General features: G+C 69.7%; 18 protein-coding genes. 10 read left to right on the forward strand and 8 right to left on the reverse strand.

The features are described 5' to 3' along the window. Positions 1-2: 2 nt before the first annotated feature. The 4 genes from H0I76_RS06155 to H0I76_RS06170 all read right to left on the reverse strand — a co-directional run bounded on the left by H0I76_RS06155 (position 3) and on the right by H0I76_RS06170 (position 3,473). Positions 3-416 (reverse strand): RidA family protein, encoded by a 414-nt coding sequence (locus H0I76_RS06155; protein WP_200608352.1) that lies wholly within the window; start codon positions 414-416, stop codon positions 3-5. Next, positions 416-1,561, reverse strand: a complete 1,146-nt coding sequence (locus tag H0I76_RS06160; protein WP_200608355.1) for an aromatic ring-hydroxylating oxygenase subunit alpha — start codon at positions 1,559-1,561, stop codon at positions 416-418. Before H0I76_RS06160 ends, H0I76_RS06155 begins: the two co-directional genes overlap by 1 nt. A 164-nt stretch (positions 1,562-1,725) precedes the next feature. Then, a complete protein-coding gene (locus H0I76_RS06165) occupies positions 1,726-2,160 on the reverse strand; it encodes a hypothetical protein (protein ID WP_200608357.1) in 435 nt (144 codons plus the stop codon). A 122-nt stretch (positions 2,161-2,282) separates the two neighbouring features. Then, positions 2,283-3,473, reverse strand: coding sequence for a urate hydroxylase PuuD (locus H0I76_RS06170; RefSeq protein WP_200608359.1), 1,191 nt, complete (start codon positions 3,471-3,473; stop codon positions 2,283-2,285). Positions 3,474-3,695: 222 nt separating this feature from the next. Here H0I76_RS06170 and uraD point away from each other — a divergent pair, with 222 nt between their 5' ends. From uraD to H0I76_RS06185, 3 genes are all read left to right on the forward strand, one after another. After that, positions 3,696-4,226, forward strand: a complete 531-nt coding sequence (gene uraD, locus H0I76_RS06175) for a 2-oxo-4-hydroxy-4-carboxy-5-ureidoimidazoline decarboxylase (RefSeq protein WP_200608361.1) — start codon at positions 3,696-3,698, stop codon at positions 4,224-4,226. A gap of 140 nt (positions 4,227-4,366) precedes the next feature. Beyond that, positions 4,367-4,852: an ureidoglycolate lyase gene (locus H0I76_RS06180; protein ID WP_200608363.1), complete on the forward strand. Its 486-nt coding sequence runs from the start codon at positions 4,367-4,369 to the stop codon at positions 4,850-4,852. A gap of 109 nt (positions 4,853-4,961) precedes the next feature. Further along, positions 4,962-6,506, forward strand: coding sequence for a class I adenylate-forming enzyme family protein (locus H0I76_RS06185; protein WP_200608365.1), 1,545 nt, complete (start codon positions 4,962-4,964; stop codon positions 6,504-6,506). Positions 6,507-6,513: 7 nt separating this feature from the next. Here H0I76_RS06185 and H0I76_RS06190 read toward each other — a convergent pair whose 3' ends face one another. The 3 genes from H0I76_RS06190 to H0I76_RS06200 form a co-directional block, all read right to left on the reverse strand. Further along, positions 6,514-7,446: a glycine/sarcosine/betaine reductase selenoprotein B family protein gene (locus H0I76_RS06190; RefSeq protein WP_200608367.1), complete on the reverse strand. Its 933-nt coding sequence runs from the start codon at positions 7,444-7,446 to the stop codon at positions 6,514-6,516. Positions 7,447-7,512: 66 nt separating this feature from the next. Then, positions 7,513-8,688: a M24 family metallopeptidase gene (locus tag H0I76_RS06195; RefSeq protein WP_200608369.1), complete on the reverse strand. Its 1,176-nt coding sequence runs from the start codon at positions 8,686-8,688 to the stop codon at positions 7,513-7,515. Between the two features lie 70 nt (positions 8,689-8,758). After that, entirely contained in the window at positions 8,759-9,697 is a 939-nt protein-coding gene (locus tag H0I76_RS06200) for a DMT family transporter (protein WP_200608372.1), read from the reverse strand. A 286-nt stretch (positions 9,698-9,983) separates the two neighbouring features. Between H0I76_RS06200 and choX the strand changes: the two genes are divergently transcribed. The 4 genes from choX (at position 9,984) to H0I76_RS06220 (ending at position 13,409) form a co-directional block, all read left to right on the forward strand. Beyond that, positions 9,984-10,898 carry a choline ABC transporter substrate-binding protein gene (gene choX / locus H0I76_RS06205; RefSeq protein ID WP_234455154.1) on the forward strand — a complete coding sequence of 305 codons (915 nt, stop codon included), beginning with the start codon at positions 9,984-9,986 and terminating at the stop codon, positions 10,896-10,898. A gap of 68 nt (positions 10,899-10,966) precedes the next feature. Next, positions 10,967-11,821, forward strand: coding sequence for a choline ABC transporter permease subunit (choW, locus tag H0I76_RS06210; RefSeq protein ID WP_200608374.1), 855 nt, complete (start codon positions 10,967-10,969; stop codon positions 11,819-11,821). Beyond that, a complete protein-coding gene (gene choV / locus H0I76_RS06215; RefSeq protein ID WP_200608377.1) occupies positions 11,818-12,999 on the forward strand; it encodes a choline ABC transporter ATP-binding protein in 1,182 nt (393 codons plus the stop codon). Before choW ends, choV begins: the two co-directional genes overlap by 4 nt. 32 nt (positions 13,000-13,031) lie before the next feature. Then, positions 13,032-13,409 carry a carboxymuconolactone decarboxylase family protein gene (locus H0I76_RS06220; protein WP_200608379.1) on the forward strand — a complete coding sequence of 126 codons (378 nt, stop codon included), beginning with the start codon at positions 13,032-13,034 and terminating at the stop codon, positions 13,407-13,409. Between the two features lie 35 nt (positions 13,410-13,444). Here the strand turns inward: H0I76_RS06220 and H0I76_RS06225 are convergent, their stop codons facing one another. Further along, complete coding sequence (locus H0I76_RS06225; protein ID WP_200608381.1) at positions 13,445-14,257, reverse strand: response regulator; 813 nt, start codon at positions 14,255-14,257, stop codon at positions 13,445-13,447. A gap of 124 nt (positions 14,258-14,381) precedes the next feature. Here H0I76_RS06225 and H0I76_RS19680 point away from each other — a divergent pair, with 124 nt between their 5' ends. From H0I76_RS19680 to H0I76_RS06240, 3 genes are read left to right on the forward strand one after another with little or no spacing between them, the layout of a single operon-like run. Beyond that, positions 14,382-14,567, forward strand: a complete 186-nt coding sequence (locus tag H0I76_RS19680) for a NepR family anti-sigma factor (RefSeq protein ID WP_200608383.1) — start codon at positions 14,382-14,384, stop codon at positions 14,565-14,567. Further along, entirely contained in the window at positions 14,564-15,157 is a 594-nt protein-coding gene (locus tag H0I76_RS06235; protein WP_200608385.1) for a sigma-70 family RNA polymerase sigma factor, read from the forward strand. The genes H0I76_RS19680 and H0I76_RS06235 overlap by 4 nt, the downstream gene beginning before the upstream one ends. Positions 15,158-15,169: 12 nt before the next feature. Beyond that, positions 15,170-16,939: a sensor histidine kinase gene (locus H0I76_RS06240; RefSeq protein ID WP_200608387.1), complete on the forward strand. Its 1,770-nt coding sequence runs from the start codon at positions 15,170-15,172 to the stop codon at positions 16,937-16,939. Positions 16,940-16,963: the final 24 nt, after the last annotated feature.

A 16,963-nucleotide genomic window follows, 5' to 3' on the forward strand; every position in this document is an offset into this window, starting at 1 on the left:
CCTCAGTCCGGGATCACGGCGGTGGCGTCGATCTCGACCAGCCATTCGGGCCGGGCCAGCGCCACGACCACGAGGCCGGTGCAGACCGGGTGCACACCGCGGATATACTCGCCCATGGCGCGGTAGACCGCCTCGCGGTGGCGCACGTCGGTGAGATAGACGACGAGCTTGCAAAGGTGCTCCATCTCGCCCCCGGCCTCGCCGATCAGCTGGCGGATGTTCTGCATGACGCGATGTGCCTGCGCCACCGGGTCGCCGACGCCCACGTTCTCGGCCGTGTCGAGGTCCTGCGGGCAGGCGCCGCGCAGGAAGACCGTGCGCCCGCGCGCCACCACCCCGTGGGCAAGGTCGTTGTCGAGGCGCTGCTCGGGGTAGGTCTCGCGGGTGTTGAACGGGCGGATGCGGGTGTGCGCCATCAGGCAACCCTTTCGGCGAGGTAGCGGGCGAAATCGTAGAGCGGGCGCTCCATCGGCGAGAGCGGCCCCGGAGCCGAGAGCGTAGCGCTGACGCCGCGATAGACCCGCTCGGTGCAACCCTTGTCCTCGTCGTTCACATGCTCGAGGAGCTTCCTGAGCTCCTTGAAATGCTCGGCCGAGGCGGGGTCGGCCATGAACTCGGGCGCGAGCCCGCCGCCGAAGGTGACATGCACCTTGCCGACGCCGCGCGGGTGGAGCGAGAGGTACCAGAAATAGCCAGGGCTGAGCGTGATCAGCAGCGACGGATAGATCGCCATGATCGCGGTCCTGAGCCGCCACTCGCCCTTCAGGCGCGTGTTGGTGGGATGCGCCACCGAAAGCGTGAAGGACGGGTCCTTCTGGATCGTGTGGATGTTGTAGGCCGGCGCGCCCGGCGGCAGGGCCGAGGCCTCGATGTCCGAAAGCCCGCCGATGGTCGCGGCATGGCAGACGGGGAGGTGGTAGCTCTCCATGAAGTTCTCGGCCAGGATCTTCCAGTTGGTGTCCCAGACGAAGGTCTCCTGGAAGTCCTCGATGTAATGCTCCATGCCGAAGGGCTCGAGCTCGGCGGCGAGGCCGGCGAGGCGCTCGGCGACCGGCGGGGCGTCGGGGTCGAGGGTGACCATCACCCAGCCCAGCCATTCCTCGCACCGGATCTGCGGCAGGCAGATCTCGTCGCGCCGGAAAGCGGTGTTGCCGGCCATGTAGGGCGCGCCGCGCAGATGGCCGTCGAGATTGTAGACCCAGCCGTGATACGGGCAGGTGATGCGGGCGACATTGCCGCGCCCCTCGAGCAGCACCGACATGCGGTGGCGGCAGACGTTCGATTGCGCGCGCAGCCGACCGTCGGCGTCGCGGACGACCATCACCGGCTCGCCCGCGAGGTCGTAGGTGAGGTAGTCGCCGGGCCTGGCCAGCGCCGAGGCGCGCCCCACGCAGATCCAGTCGCGCCGGAAGACGTGCTCGAGCTCGCGCGCGAGAAAGGCGTCGGAGGTATAGACGCCCTTCGGCATCGACATCGCCTCGCCGAAGGGGCGGGCGGTGGTGGCGGCGAGTTCCGCGGCGGGATCGGTGGACGGGGCGGCGCTGGGGTCGTGGACGTTCATGGCTCGGCTGCCTTCTCGTGATCCGCGGCACAAGGGTGCCGGGCGTGGCGGCTGCGGGTTGTCGCGTGACCGCCGCCGCGTTGCCGGACGAGCCGAGCCTTGCGCGCGGGACGGCTGGGCGTAAAGCAAAAACTGCGATGCGGCGACCCGAGCGGCGCGCGGCCTCAGGGGCGGGCCGGACAGGGCGGCGCATCCGGGGCGTCCAGCGGTGCGGCGCTGGGTGGTGACATGCCATAGAGCGGCAGGTGGGGCATGGGCTCGTCAGGGTCCACGACCTCGACGCGGTTGTCGAATATCCGGATCTGCACCGCGTCGCGCTCGATCAGGCGAAGGGTGGGTTCATCGACCTCTTCGATCGAGCCGTCGGGCAGCATGAAGGCCAGCTCGAGCAGATGACCCGTGGGCGAGCCCAGCCGGATCTGATCGGGCCGCTCGCAGCGGTCGAAGGTGATCCGGCGGTAGGGCGAGCCATCCTCGCGGTAGCCGATCTCGATGCGCCGTCCCGTGAACACACGGATGTCGGTGCCCTTGGACGCCTCGCATGCGGCAAGGGGCGCGAGCAGTGCGCCCAGGGTCACGACATTGACCATCCAACGCATTCGCCCGCTCCGTCACGCCAATGATGCCCGCACACGAGAGGGGCAGCTTCACGGCCTTCCACCACGGTCAGGATTACCATGCGGCACCGTGTCGAGCCATGCGCGCCATGTCGCGGCAGGGCTCAGTCCGGCATCCCCGCGTCGATCCAGGCACCAAGGCGGGCGCGCTCGTCCGGCGTCATGCCGGTCGGGTTGCCGAGCGGCATCGCGTCGCTGAGGATCGCCTGGAGCCGGACCTGGGCGGCGTGCCGGCGCAGATCAGCGATCGTCTCCAGCGTGACACCGGCCGGCGCTTCGGTGAACCCCTCGGCGGTGGGGCGGGCGGCGTGGCAGGCGACGCAGTGAGCCTGCGCGATGCCGAGCGCCTCGGCGCCGCCGACCTCAGCGGCCAACGCGACCCGGTCGGGCCGCCACGCCGAGAAGAGCGCGAGCCCCGCGACCAGCGCGGCGGCAAGCGGCCATTGCCAGCGGATCGCGAGCCCCTGCGCGCCCCCCTCGTAGAGGTTGAACCAGTTGCGCACCACCACCCCGAGCACGAGGACCCCGGCGACGATCACCGGCGCATAGGGGTGTCCGTAGGTGAAGGGGTAGTGGTTCGAGATCATCATGAAGATGACCGGCAGCGTGAGATAGTTGTTGTGGGTCGAGCGCAGCTTGGCGATCTGGCCGTAGACCGGGTCCGGCGTGCGCCCGGCCTTGAGATCGGCAACGACGATCTTCTGGTTGGGAATGATCACGAGGAACACGTTGGCCGACATGATCGTCGCGATCACGGCGCCGACATGCAAAAAGGCCGCGCGCGCCGAGAAGACCTGCGCGAAACCCCAGGACATCAGCACGAGCGCCGCGAAGAGGATGGCGAAGACCGCCACCGGGCGATCACGCAGGCGGCTGTCGCACAGCCAGTCGTAAAGAACCCAGCCCGCCGCGAGCGAGATCATCGACAGGAGCACGGCCTGCCAGGGCACCAGGTCGGCGACCGCGGGATCGATCAGGAGGCTGGAGGCATGCCAGTAATAGGTGACCGCGAGAAGGGCGAAGCCGCTGAGCCAGGTCGAGTAGCTCTCCCACTTGAACCAGTGCAGGTCGTCCGGCATCGCGTCGGGCGCGACCATGTATTTTTGCGTGTGGTAGAAGCCGCCGCCATGGACGGTCCAGTTCTCGCCCTTGACGCCGGTATCCATGCCGGCGCGCCGCTTGAGGCTTGCATCGAGCCACATAAAATAGAAGGACGAGCCGATCCAGCCGATCGCCGCCACGATGTGCGCCCAGCGCAGCAATAAGCTCAGCCAATCGCCCAGAAGTCCGGCCATGCGCTCAGTCCCCCGAAATCTCGCCCCCATCTCGACAGCGAAAGCGTTCCGCGGGCAAGCTGTTCGTGGCATGGCGGGCGGGCACGGGGCAGGTTTCGCGCCGCCGCGGATCTGAAGGGCGACCAGGAATGAGACCGAACACCGACCGATTCCCGCCCACGCGTCCGACGGCGGCGCCCCCCCACCGCGCCGCCCTGCCCGGCCGCTGAGGCACGCGTGTCGATGGCCCGGGCGACGTTCCGCACCATGCCACCCTCGGCGCTCGATCGTGCCGGCTTCCTCGCACGTTATGGCGGCGTCTACGAGGAGTCGCCTTGGATCGCCGCGGCGGTGTGGGACGCCGGGCACGCGACCGACGAGGTGGCGCGCCTTGCCGAGGCGATGGCCGCGGTCGTGGACGGCGCGCCGCGTGCACGGCAGCTCGAGCTGCTGCGGGCGCACCCCGATCTCGCGGGACGGCTCGCCATGAGCGGCGGGCTGACGGCCGCCTCGACATCGGAGCAAGCGGGCGCGGGGCTCGATCAATGCTCGCCCGCCGAATTCGACGAGTTCACCCGGCTGAACGGCGCCTACACCGCGCGCTTCGGATTTCCGTTCATCGTCGCGGTACGCGGCCTCGACAGGCAGGCGATCCTCGAGCGGTTTCGCGCGCGTTTCGGCAACCCGCCGGAGGACGAGTTCCGCGAGGCGCTGGCGCAGGTTCACCGAATTGCCCGGCTGAGGCTTGAGGCGCTGGCGCAAGCGCGCGTCTGACGCCACGGGCGTCACTTCCAGGGCACAGTTTGGGCGAGTGATACGGTCGGAAACCCATCTCCGACGCAGAAAGATGCACGCAAGACACGGGGTGCTGTGGTATTTATTAACGGTTCGTATGTGTTTTCCGGGTGTCGTGCATGCTTCTAAAGCCGGAACCTTTGCTCCCCGAGAGCTTTGCGCCCTTCGGTACGTTGATCGAGACCGAGGACGCCGAGCGGTGCAGCCTCGGCGACGGCCACGCCACCCTTTATCATCGGCTCGCGCGGATCGACCCTGGCGAAGGCGCAAGTGCGATCGTGTCGATCATCCGCGCGCGGCGCTGGCCCAACCGCATGCTCGAACGGCTCGAGCGGCACCCGAAGTCGACCCGGACGCTGATTCCGATGACCACCGAGGACTGGGTGCTGGTCGTGGCCCATGGCGAGCGCCCCAAGGCCGAGGACTGCCGGCTCTTCCATGCCTTCGGCGACCAGGGCGTCCAGTACGATCCCGGCATCTGGCACCACCCGCTTCTGATCCTGACCCAAAGCCAGGAATTCCTGCTGATCGAGCGCGACGGCGCGCCCTGCGAGGGGCTCGAGGAGATCACCCTCGACCCGCCGGCAAGCCTTCCCTGGCCCTGAGGGCCGCCGGGCGCGGGCGCAAGACAGGCCATCGGCATCACGGCTTGACGCCGGTGCCGATCCCGGCAGGGTGGTCAGCCATCATCGACTGCTTTCGGGAGCCAACCTGATGAACATCGCCCGCTGGCTCGAGGCGAGCGCGCGCCTCGCTCCCGGCGCCCCTGCCCTGCTGACCGGCACCGAGGTGCTGGCGGACTACGCGGCCTTCGCGCGGCGCGCGTCAGGCGTCGCGGCGGCACTGGATGCGCGTTTCGGCATCGCGCCGGGTGATCGCGTCGGGATCTTCATGGCGAATCGGACCGAGTATCTCGAGGCGCTCTACGGCATCCTCTGGGCGGGCGCGGCGGCGGTTCCGATCAATGCCAAGCTGCATCCGGCCGAGGCGGCGTGGATCCTCGACAACGCGCAGGCACGGGCCTGCGTCGTCGCGGCGGACACGGCGGGCCCGCTGGCGGCGGCCGCGCCCGGGCTGCGGCTGATCGGGGCCGACACCGGTGAATGGCACGGGATGCGGGCAACCGAGGGATCGGCGACGCCGGCGCCTCGCGGGGACGGGGACCTGGCGTGGCTCTTCTACACCTCGGGCACGACGGGACGGCCCAAGGGGGTGATGATCACCCATGGCAACCTGATCGCCGCGTCGCTTTGTTACCCGATCGATGTCGACACCGTGGCACCGTCGGACGCCGCCTTCTACGCCGCGCCGATGTCGCACGGACAGGGGCTCTACACCTTCGTGCATACCCGCATGGGCGCGCGCCACGTGGTGCCCCCCTCGGGCGGCGTCGATCCCGACGAGATCCTCGACCTCGCGCCCCGCATCGACGGGATCTCGATGTTCGCGGCCCCCACCATCGTGCGCCGGCTGGTGCAGCGGGCCCGCGAGCGCGGCCTGACCGGCGAGGGCATCAAGACCATCGTCTATGGCGGAGCGCCAATGTACCTGGCCGATATCGAGGAGGCGATCACGGTCATGGGGCCGCGCTTCGTGCAGATCTATGGCCAGGGCGAGGCGCCGATGACGATCTCGGCCCTGTCGCGGGCGATGGTGGCGGATCGTGCGCATCCGCGCTGGCGCGAGCGCCTGGGCTCGGTCGGCGTCGCGCAGAGCTGCGCCGAGATCGCCATCGCCGACGAGACGGGGCACCGGCTGCCCGCGGGCGAGACGGGCGAGATCCTGGTGCGCGGCCCGCAGGTGATGGCGGGATACTGGCGTAACCCCGAGGCAACGGACAGGGCGATCCGCGATGGCTGGCTGTGGACCGGCGATGTCGGCCGGCTGGACGCGGACGGCTTCCTCACGCTGACCGACCGCTCGAAGGACGTCATCATCTCGGGCGGCTCGAACATCTATCCCCGCGAGGTCGAGGAGGTGCTGCTGGAGCATGCCGACGTGGCCGAGGCGGCGGTGATCGGCCGGCGCCATCCGGACTGGGGCGAGGAGGTCATCGCCTTCGTGGTTCCCGAGCCCGGCCGGGCGCTGGACACGGGCGCGCTCGACCGCCACTGCCTCGAACGCATCGCGCGCTTCAAGCGGCCCAAGGCCTACCGGGTGGTCGACGCCCTGCCCAAGAACAACTACGGCAAGGTGCTCAAGACCGCCCTGCGCGCCGAGGTCGAAGGCGAGGCCGGCAGCGGACCCGCCGGGGGCTGAGCTGCGCTCAGTCCGCCCGGCCCGCCGTCTCGCGCAGGGCGCTCGCCGTCTGCTTCCCGCGATCGAACTCGGCGCGGCGGCGCGCGATCTCCTCGGGCGGCAGGCGCGCGATGTTGCAGTAATCCTGCTTCCATCCGGGCCGCCCGCTCCAGCGCAGTGGCGAGCGGTGCGTTGTGCGCGGCCCGGGCGCGCTTTCTAGCAGATCGAGTGCAAGGCCGAGCGTCAGGTCCTGCGAGGCCACGTCGCCCGGCAGGCCCGCGGCATTGCCCAGCGGAAAGTCCGAGAACAGCAGGCGTGGCACGCCCGCATGTTCGACGATGTCCCGCGCGCAGCCCATCACCACGGTGGCGATGCCCGCCTCTTCGAGCGCGCGGGCGGCGAGGCTCGCGCTCTGATGGCAGACTGGGCAATTCGGCACCAGAATCGCGGCGTCGGCCCCGTCAGCGCGGCAGCGGGCGACGAGTTCGGGGCAATCGGTCTCAACCGTCGTGCGCTGGCTGCGGTTGGTGGGCAGGCCGTGGATGCGCGGCGCGACGGCGCCGATGCGCCCCGCGGCCGCCGCGCGGCGCAGCGCCGGCAAGGGGAAATAGGTGTTGGGGTCCTCGGCAGTGGTGTGATCGCGATCGATCGCAACGTGCGAGATGCGCAGGTCGTGATCGGTCGCGGCATCGAGCGAGTAGACCTGGTAGAACTTGGCTGCGGCATTGTAGGGCGCGCCGGGCCCCTGATCGCCCTTGTCGGGCTGGTATGGCGCGGCGGTCGTCACCAGGGTGACGCGGCAGGCCGCGAGCGGCTTCGAAAGGGGCTGGAACGGCACGTCGTCGAAACTTGCCCAAGCATAGGGCGCGCCATAGCCGAGTGCGGCGTAGTAGCTGCGCGTGCGCGCAATGTAAGGGACGGGCGCGTCCTGGTCCTCGCCGGTATCGGCGCTGGGTGTCATGCTCTCTCTCCGCGGCAGTGCCGTGCCGGCAGTTTCAGTCTGCCACCTGCCCGGCGCAAGGCATCCTCACAGGACCGGCAGGTCGCGCGGGGCGCGGCGGGTCAGCAGCTCGGCGCCGCCGGGGCGGATGACGATGTTCTCCTCGTGCACGATCATGCGGCCGGGGGCGTATTCCATGCCCGGCTCGATGGTGATGACCATGCCCGCCTCGAGCACCGTGCCGTCGCCGGGCATGTGCGAGGGCGGCTCGGTCAGCTGCATGCCGAGGCCGTGGCCGAGACGCCCGACACTGTTGCCGATCGAGCCCGCCTGCTCGATGACGGCCGACATGGCGCGGTGCAGGTCGTCGGTCGTCGCGCCCGGATGGGCGGCGGCGATACCGGCCTCGGTCGCGCGCCACATCGCCTCGTGCGCGCGGCGCACGGCATCGCCGGGCGCGCCGATCGCGTAGTTGCGGTCGAAGTCGCAGAAGTAGCCGTCGAAGGTCGAGCCGGTGTCGAAGAACAGGATGTCGCCCGGCTCGAGCACCCGGTCGCCGGGGCCGCAGACGATCTGGGGCACGCCGCCCGGCCCCGAGACGGCCGGCAGGAAGGGCGTGGCGTCGGCGCCGAGGCGGGCAAGCTCGATCCTGAGCGCGCGGGCGGCCTCGCGGTCGGTCATGCCCGCGCCGACGAGGTCGGGCACGCGGTCATAGGCGTCCGAGGCGATGCCGCAGATATGCCGGATGCGGTCGATCTCGGCCTCGGTCTTGACCATGCGGATCGCCCATATGCAGGCGCCGCCGTCATCGAGCGCGAGGCCGGGCAGCCGCTGCCGCAAGTCGAGGAACTGCGTCACCGGCATGCGCAGGCTCTGCTCGCGGCCAAGCTCGAAGCCCACCCGCCCGAAGCGCCGCGGCAGATCGCCGAGCGCGCCCACGAGCAGCGAGGTGCCGTCGTCGGCGGGCCGCGGCGCAGGCCAGCTGCGAATGTCGGAGAGCCAGGTGAGCGCCATCTGCGGCGCGCCGATCTCGGGGATGACGGCGACCGGCTCGCCCGCGGCCGGGACCACCACGAACCAGGGCCGGGTCGGGCTCTCCCAGAATTGGCTGTCGAAGCCGGTGAAATAGCGGATGTTGTGCGGGGTCGTGAGCACCAGCGCGTCGAACGCGTGGTCCCGCATGATGCCCTGCGCCCGCGTGGTGCGGGCCGCGTACTCGGCCGGGGGAAAGCCCCGCTGCGGGGCGCTCGGGCTGGCGGTCATGGCGATGCTCCGCGATGGCCTGCCGTTGCGGCAGGCTCGGATCCTTGCTGGCGTGCCCGGATGGCGGGCGTCAAGTGTGATCGAGCCGCGGATGGCGCGGCGCGCGCACGACCTCGACCAGGGCGCCTAGGGTGACGAGCACCGTGCCCACCATTTCGGGCCACCCGAAGGGCTCGTCGAGGAAGAGCGCGCTCGACCCCACGCCCGAGATGATCTCGGCGGTGAGCAGGAAGCTGAGCGTAGCGGGCGGCAGGCGCTGCGCGCTCCACATCGTGCCGAGGATGACCGGCGCAAGGTAGACGAGGCCGGTGACGAGCGCGAGCGGCAGGGCGGCGACAAGGACCGAGAGGTCGGGCATCGCGCCCGCCCCGTCACCCGAGAAGGCAATGGCAAGGCCCGCGCAAAGCGCGCCAAGGCCCATCGCCAGCGACAGGCGCCCCGAGCCGGGCGTGGGCGCGGTGAAGATGAGCGCGGTTCCGACCGACCAGGCGAGGCCCGAGGCCAGCGCCATGCTGTCGCCCGCGTTCCACACCACGCCGACGCCCTCGCCGGTCGGGACGAGGCGCAGGATGGCCATGACCCCGCAGGCCCCGAGGCCGAGCGCAAGCGCGCTGCGCCGGCTCCATCGCCGGCCGAGGAAAAGGCACTCGATCGCGGTGCTCCAGGCGGGCGCAAGGTAGAAGAGCAGGACCGCGCGGACGACATCAGTGAAGGCGAGCGCCGAGGCGTAGAGCATCACCGCAAGGCCACAGGCGACCGCGCCGGCCAGCGCGCGCTGCTGCTCCGACCGAGGCGGGACGACCGGCGCGCCGCCGGCGACGGCACGCGCCCGCCCGCCCCGCGCGGCGGCGATCGCGAAGGCCGGCAGCGCGCCCGCCGCCATGGCCAGCCCGGGCCAGACACCGTGCAGCCCCGCCCCCTCGAGCATGCGGATGGGGACCCACCACAGCCCCCACATGACCGCGGCGAAGAGCGCGAGGCCGAGGGCTGTTGCGTGCCCGCCCGTCATGCGCGGCCTCGCGCCGTCCGCGCGGCGCCGCCGGCGCCCGCGCCGAGGATCGTGCAGGTCATGCGAAGCTCCCATCCGTCAGACCGAGGCCTAGGCCATCGGGCCGATTCCCGGAAGGCTTGCGCGGCAAGATTTCGCCCGCGCCCGAGAGCGCCGGATACCCGCCTTCGGCGGCGTCTGGCGCTGTTGCTGGCGTCACGCCGAAAATCGTGGTTCAAATTACCATCCAATTCCGCGCGGCCCATCGGCCGAGCGCCATCAGAAACGTCAACCGGAGGTTCCCGCCATGAAACGCATGCTTCTCGCCGCGCTGCTGTCCTGTTCGGTCGCGCCGGCCGCCCTCGCCGCAGATCCGGACTCGTGCAAGACGGTGACCTTCTCGGACGTGGGCTGGACCGACATCCAGGCGACCACCGGCGTGACGACCGTGCTGCTGGACGCGCTGGGCTATGATCCAGAGGTGCAGGTGCTCTCGGTCCCGGTGACCTATGCCTCGCTGAAGAACAAGGACATCGACGTCTTCCTGGGCAACTGGATGCCCTCGATGGCGGCGGACGTGCAGCCCTATCTCGACGACGGCTCGGTCGAGACGATCACGCAGAACCTGACCGGGGCGGGATACGGCATCGTCGTGCCGAAATACGTGGCGGATGCCGGTGTCACCAGCCTTTCGGACGTCGCCGCGAACGCCGACAAGTTCGATGCGAAGATCTACGGGATCGAGCCCGGCAATGACGGCAACAGGATCATCCTCGACATGATCGAGAGCGGCCAGCTGCCGGGCTTCGAACTGGTCGAGAGCTCGGAAGCCGGCATGCTGAGCCAGGCCGAGCGGTCGATCCGGGGCGAGGACTGGATCGCCTTCCTGGGCTGGACCCCGCACCCGGTGATGGGCGAGATGGAGATCGCCTATCTCGACGGCATGGGCGATTCCGGCTTTGGCGCGGCAACCGTGCACACCAATGTCCGCGCGGGACTTGTGCAGGAATGCCCGAACCTCGGAAAGCTTCTGACGAACCTCACCTTCTCGCTGTCGATGGAAAACGCCATCATGGGCGCGATCCTCAATGGCGAGGATGCCGAGGATGCGGCCGAGGACTGGCTCGAGGCCAATCCGGACGCCATCGGGCCCTGGCTCGAGGGCGTGACCACCTTTGACGGCGGGGACGCGATGGCGGCGGTCAAGGCCGAGCTCGACTGACGCCCGCGTGGCGGCAACAGATCTGGCCGGGCGCGGCGCCCGGCCGGCCGAGGGGGGAGTAGGCGTCCATGGATCCCGTCAGCGAGGCCATCGAGGACTGGAAGATACCGATTGGCCAGTGGGGCAAGTCGTTCTTCCAGTTCCTGACCGACAATTTCTACATCCTGTTCGACAGCTTCTCGGACGCCGCGACATGGGTGCTCGACGGGCTCGTCGACATCATCATGGCGGTGCCCCCGGTGCTGACGGTGCTGGCCATCGCGGCGCTGGCCTGGCGGCTGCAACGCTCGCGCAAGCTGGCGGTCGGCGTCCTGCTGGGCCTGCTGTTCATCATCAACCAGGGGTTGTGGGAAGAAACGGTCGAGACGCTGGTGCTGGTCGTCGCCGCGGCTGCGGCCTCGATGGCGATCGGCGTGCCCATGGGCATCCTGTGCGCGCATAACGACCGGCTGTGGCGGGTCATGCAGCCGATCCTCGACCTGATGCAGACGCTGCCGACCTTCGTCTACCTGATCCCGGTCCTGATCATGTTCGGCCTGGGTCCGGCGCCGGGGCTGATCGTCACCGTGATCTTCGCCGCGCCGACGCCAATCCGCCTGACCTACCTTGGCGTGAAATCGGTGCCGACGCCGATGATCGAGGCGGGGCTCGCCTTCGGCGCGACGCCGCGTCAGCTGTTGTGGAAGGTCGAGCTGCCGTCGGCCCTTCCGACCATCATGGCGGGGCTGACGCAATGCATCATGCTTTCGCTCTCGATGGTGGTGATCGCGGCGCTGATCGGGGCCAACGGGCTCGGCAAGCCGGTGGTGCGGGCGCTCAACTCGGTCAACATCCCGCTGGGGCTGGAGGCGGGGCTGTCGATCGTGATCCTTGCGATCATCCTTGACCGGATGAGCCGGATCGGCGCGAGGACCACGAAATGACCCCTGCAATCGAATTCGAGGCCGTCGACATCGTGTTCGGCGACCGCCAGGCCGAAGCGCTGGCGATGATGGACCGGGGCGCCGAGCGCAGCGAGATCCTCGAGAGCACCGGTGCCGTGCTCGGCTGCGCCGACTGCTCGCTGACGGTGGGACAGGGGGAAATCTCCGTCCTGATGGGGCTTTCGGGCTCGGGCAAGTCGACGCTGCTGCGCTCGGTCAACGGGCTCAACAAGGTCGCGCGCGGCCGGGTCGTCGTCCATGACAACGGCTGGTCGGCCGATGTCGCGCATTGCAGCGCGGCCGATCTGCAGCAGGTGAGGCGCGAATGCGTCGCCATGGTGTTCCAGCAGTTCGGCCTGCTGCCCTGGCGCACGGTCGCCGACAATGTGGGCTTCGGGCTCGAGCTGGCGGGAATCCCGACGGCCGCGCGGCGCGAGCGGGTCGCCGCGCAGCTCAAGCTGGTCGGTCTCGACCAGTGGGCCGAGAAGCAGGTCCACGAGCTGTCGGGCGGAATGCAGCAGCGCGTGGGGCTTGCGCGCGCCTTCGCCACCGACGCGCCGATCCTGCTGATGGACGAGCCGTTCTCGGCGCTGGACCCGCTGATCCGCGCCAAGCTGCAGGACGCCCTGCTGGAATGGCAGAACGTGCTGAGGAAGACGATCCTGTTTGTCAGCCACGACCTCGAGGAGGCGCTGAAGATCGGCAACACGATCACGATCATGGAGGGCGGCCGCATCGTGCAGAGCGGCTCGCCCGAGGAGATCGTACTGAGCCCGGCCAACGACTATGTCCGCGACTTCATCGCCAACGTGAACCCGTTGAGCGTGCTGACCGCGTGGAACGTGATGCGCGACCGGCGCGACCTGGAACCGGCGGGAGACGGATGGGTCTGGCTCGACCGGCGGCAGACGACGCGGTTCCGGCTCGATGCCGATGGCCGGGTCGCCGAGGCCGAGTGCCGCGGCCGCCCCGCCGAGTGGATGCCTTGCGCCGAGGTCGAGCAGGTCGCGCCCGACCGCCCGGTGGTGTTCTGCGCCGAGCCGGGCACCTCGCTCAAGACGATCATGCTGGCGATGCACCGCTCGCAGACCGCGCCCGTTGCGGTTTTCGGCGAGGGCGAGATCTTCACTGGCGCGATCGGCGTGCGCGACGTACTTCAGGCGGTGCTGCGCCGCTGAGCGCAGCCGGAACGAGAGAGAAAGCAAGTTCGATGAATGACCTGTTCGACAAGGGGCTCGCCCAGCGCAAGGCGACCCTGGGTGCCGCGTATGTCGAGAAGAACCTCGCCAACGCCGATGACTTCACCCGCCCCTTCCAGGAGGCGATGACCGCGTGGTGCTGGGGCTTCGGCTGGGGCGACGAGACGATCGAGCCCAAGACGCGCTCGATGATGAACCTCGCGATGATCGGCGCGCTTGGCAAGATGCACGAGTGGGAGATCCACTGCCGAGGCGCCCTGAACAACGGCGTCACCAAGGAGGAGATCCGCGCGATCATCCACGTCGTCGGGATCTACTGCGGCGTCCCGCAGGCGCTGGAATGCTTCCGCGTCGCGCGCAAGGTCCTGGAGGAGGCGGGCGAGCTCTGACCCGCCCGGGCCCGGATATATGCCCTTCGGCGCCGTCAGTTGGCAGCGCTGAGGAACAGGACCTGGCTGATCGCTGCCTCGACCGTGCCCGTGCGGAAGGGCTTGGTGACGAGAAAGGTCGGCTCGGGGCGCTCGCCCGTCAGCAGACGCTCGGGGAAGGCCGTGACGAAGATGACGGGGACCTTCATGCGGGCCAGAATGTCCTCGACCGCGTCGATACCCGACGAGCCGTCGGCGAGCTGGATGTCGGCAAGCACAAGGTCGGGCTTGGTGTCGTCGGCAAGGGCCACGGCGCCGGCGCGGGTGTCGGCGATGCCGACAACCTCGTGCCCCATGCCGGTGACGATGCTCTCGATGTCGAGCGCGATGATCGGCTCGTCCTCGATGATCAGGACGCGCGATCGCATCTGGCGCTCGAGCTCGGCGCGGGCCTCGCGCGCGAGGCCTGCGGCCTCATCATGATCGATTCCCATGATCGTGGCGGCATCGTCGAGCGAGAAGCCCTCGAGCGTGGTGAGCAGGAGGATCTGGCGCGAGCGTGGCGTGAGGCGCGCGATTCTCAGCTGTGCCGCGCCGACACCCGTGTCGCCCGTCGCCGGGCCGCCCGGTGCCGAGCCGCTCCACAGCCGGTGAAACAGCGCGTAGACCGCGACACGTGTCGGCAGCGTCAGGTCGAGGGCATTGCGGTCCTCGATCAGCGCCTCGATCACCGCGGCGACAAAAGCGTCGCCGGCGCGCTGCTCGCCACAAAGCGCACGGGCAAAGCGCCTGAGATAGGGAAGCTGCGGGGCGATCAGCTCCGACAGGTTCTGCCTGCCGGTGCCGGTTCCCTGGGCGGTGGTGGTCATCCGACTCTCCATCCTGGCTCGTCCCGTGCTATGCTGGAACCAACGCGACCGGCAAGACGTTCGTTCCGAAAGACAGGCCGACCCAACCGCTGGTTGAGCCAAGGCAGCCGGAGGATCCGAGCCCGTGACCACGCCTAAGACGTCCGCCGCCGAACGCCGGAACGCGCGGATCACAGAATTCGACGGGACCGCGGAAGACCCGATCACCGCGCAGCTGCGCCAGCTTTACGACGACGCTGCCGCGGAGCCCTTGCCCGATCATCTGCTGCGCCTGCTCGACCGTCTGGCCGAGGCGGAGGCCAAGCGATGAGCGATCCGTTCCGCGACGAGCTGGTCGCCGCCCTCAAGCCGCTGCGCGGCTTTGCCCGCACCTTCCATCGCGATCCCGACCGGGCCGACGACCTGGTGCAGGAGACCATGGTCAAGGCATGGTCGAACCGCGACAAGTTCCGACCCGGCACGAACATGCGTGCGTGGCTCTTCACGATCCTGCGCAACAGCTACTATTCCGAGCTTCGCAAGAGCCGCAACGAGGTCGAGGATGCCGACGGCTCGCTGACCGAGCGTCTGACCGACCTGCCCGCCCATGACGGCCGGCTGGCGATGCGCGATTTCCGCGCGGCGCTGGCGACGCTGGGAGACGACCAGCGCGAGGCGCTGATCCTGGTCGGGGCATCGGGCTTTTCCTACGAGGAAGCCGCCGAGATCTGCGGCGTCGCGCCGGGGACGATCAAGAGCCGGGTCAGCCGCGCGCGGGCGCGCCTTGCCGAGCTGCTGGGCGAAACCGACGGAGACAGGGCATCCGACGGCGCCGACCCGACGGCACAGGACGACGACGTGGCCGGCGGCGGCTCGAGCGCCGGGGTCGGGCGGCCGCGTCCCGCGGCTCAGCCAGCCTGAGGCGCGACCGGGATGCGGCAACTGGGCCAGGATTCAGGACTGCAACGGCTCAGCTTCCAGTTCGCGCTGATCCTTGCGGTGGCGATGGCGCCCGCCGGCGTGCTTGCCGTCATCCAAGCGCTCACCAATGTCGATGACGCGATCGGCCAGAGGCTCGAGCTTCTGGCCGCCGACGTGCGCAAGGCGGCGGAGGAGGAGCAATCGGTCTTCCTCTCGATCCGCGAGACACTGCGGATCGCCGCGCGCGAGCTCAAGCGCGAGATCGACGAGACCGGCGCCTGCGCGCGCTCGCTGAGCCTGACGCTGGGCAACGACCCGCGGCTGACCGGCGGCGCCCTGCTCGACGCCGATGGCATCGCCGTCTGCGGCGATGCCCGCGCGCTCGGCATCGCGGGCAACCCCGCCTGGCTCGACTTCCTCGACCGGCCGCGCTTCGTGATCGGCGCGCCGCAGGAAAACCCGGCGGACGGCACCGCCTTCGTGACGGCCTTCTACCCGATGGCCGATCGCACGCCCGAGGCCTTTGCCATCTCGGTCGGGATCGACCTCACCTTCCTGCGTGGCCTCGTCGCATCGGACCTCACGCCGCGGCCCTTCGCGGTGCTGGGCCAGGGCGGCGCGGTGCTGGCCATCGGTGGCGCCGAGGGGGGCGGCTGGCTGCCCAAGGACCGAAAGCCCCTGCTCAGCTTCACCGAGGGCGACATGATCCTGATCTCGGCTGACGGGATCGAGCGGCGGTTCTTCGTGATGCCGCTGATCGCCGGACAGGTCTGGGCGGTGACGTCATCGCGCGAGCTGGGCTTTGGCGCGCTCGTGGGAAGCGCCCAGGGGCTGCTGGTGGTCGCGCCGATCCTGCTTTGGCTGATCGCGGTCATGGTTGCCGCGGCGACGATCGACCGGCTGGTGACCCGCCATGTGCGTTATCTCGAGCGGGTCGCGGCGCGCCTCGGCCGCGGCGAGCTGGACACCGAGATCGAGGAACTCGACGCCGCCCCGACCGAGATCCGCAACCTCGGCGAGGCGATCCGCGTCATGGCCCGCAATCTTGCCGAGCGCGAATCCGCGCTTCAGGAGATGGTCGCCTCGCAGAAGTCGCTGCTGCTGGAGGTGCACCACCGGGTGAAGAACAATCTCCAGATGGTGTCGAGCCTGATGAACATGCAGCTGCGCCGGTCCGAGAGCGAGGCCGAGCGCCGCTCGCTGCGACTGGTGCAGGACCGCATCCACGGCCTCGCCCTCGTGCACCAGAACCTCTACGCGACGGAGCGGCTCGACTCGATCCCGCTCGACCACCTGCTGCGGGACCTGTGCGAGCACCTGACCACGTCGCTCAAGCCCGCGCGAGCGAGCGTGCGCTTCGAGAGCGCGCTGGAGCCGATCACCGTGGGCACAGAGGTCGCCACGCCGATCGCGCTGTTCATGACCGAGGCCGTCTCGAACATCTTCAAGCACGCCGTTGGCGGCACCGGGCAGACGGTGATCCGGCTTGGCCTGGCGCGCCAGGGCGACAATTTCCAGATCACGCTCGAGAACGATCTGGGGCCGGCGATGCGGCACTCGGGCGGGCCGCAGGTCGGCGCCCCGCTCGACCGCAGCTCGGGCCTGGGCGCGCGGCTGATGGAGGGGTTTGCTCGCCAGATCGGCGGCACGCTGACCCGCGAGACGGTGGACGACACCGTCTACCGCGTCACCCTCACCGGGCCGCTGGGCGGCCACGCCGCCACCGCGCCCGGCGCGTTCGAGCTGCGCCACCGCGAGGAGACGCGCGACGCCGCGGAGTGACCCCGCGGCGCGCATGTTATTCGG

This window comes from Thermohalobaculum xanthum (assembly GCF_016623495.1).
In the GTDB taxonomy this organism is placed as follows: Bacteria; Pseudomonadota; Alphaproteobacteria; order Rhodobacterales; family Rhodobacteraceae; genus Thermohalobaculum; species Thermohalobaculum xanthum.

Coding starts and splice junctions, on each gene's coding strand:
- H0I76_RS06155 (WP_200608352.1), bottom strand. CDS start 416: ATGGCGCACACCCGCATCCGCCCGTTCAACACCCGCGAGACCTACCCC.
- H0I76_RS06160 (WP_200608355.1), bottom strand. CDS start 1,561: ATGAACGTCCACGACCCCAGCGCCGCCCCGTCCACCGATCCCGCCGCG.
- H0I76_RS06165 (WP_200608357.1), bottom strand. CDS start 2,160: ATGCGTTGGATGGTCAATGTCGTGACCCTGGGCGCACTGCTCGCGCCC.
- H0I76_RS06170 (WP_200608359.1), bottom strand. CDS start 3,473: ATGGCCGGACTTCTGGGCGATTGGCTGAGCTTATTGCTGCGCTGGGCG.
- uraD (WP_200608361.1), top strand. CDS start 3,696: ATGGCCCGGGCGACGTTCCGCACCATGCCACCCTCGGCGCTCGATCGT.
- H0I76_RS06180 (WP_200608363.1), top strand. CDS start 4,367: ATGCTTCTAAAGCCGGAACCTTTGCTCCCCGAGAGCTTTGCGCCCTTC.
- H0I76_RS06185 (WP_200608365.1), top strand. CDS start 4,962: ATGAACATCGCCCGCTGGCTCGAGGCGAGCGCGCGCCTCGCTCCCGGC.
- H0I76_RS06190 (WP_200608367.1), bottom strand. CDS start 7,446: ATGACACCCAGCGCCGATACCGGCGAGGACCAGGACGCGCCCGTCCCT.
- H0I76_RS06195 (WP_200608369.1), bottom strand. CDS start 8,688: ATGACCGCCAGCCCGAGCGCCCCGCAGCGGGGCTTTCCCCCGGCCGAG.
- H0I76_RS06200 (WP_200608372.1), bottom strand. CDS start 9,697: ATGACGGGCGGGCACGCAACAGCCCTCGGCCTCGCGCTCTTCGCCGCG.
- choX (WP_234455154.1), top strand. CDS start 9,984: ATGAAACGCATGCTTCTCGCCGCGCTGCTGTCCTGTTCGGTCGCGCCG.
- choW (WP_200608374.1), top strand. CDS start 10,967: ATGGATCCCGTCAGCGAGGCCATCGAGGACTGGAAGATACCGATTGGC.
- choV (WP_200608377.1), top strand. CDS start 11,818: ATGACCCCTGCAATCGAATTCGAGGCCGTCGACATCGTGTTCGGCGAC.
- H0I76_RS06220 (WP_200608379.1), top strand. CDS start 13,032: ATGAATGACCTGTTCGACAAGGGGCTCGCCCAGCGCAAGGCGACCCTG.
- H0I76_RS06225 (WP_200608381.1), bottom strand. CDS start 14,257: ATGACCACCACCGCCCAGGGAACCGGCACCGGCAGGCAGAACCTGTCG.
- H0I76_RS06235 (WP_200608385.1), top strand. CDS start 14,564: ATGAGCGATCCGTTCCGCGACGAGCTGGTCGCCGCCCTCAAGCCGCTG.
- H0I76_RS06240 (WP_200608387.1), top strand. CDS start 15,170: ATGCGGCAACTGGGCCAGGATTCAGGACTGCAACGGCTCAGCTTCCAG.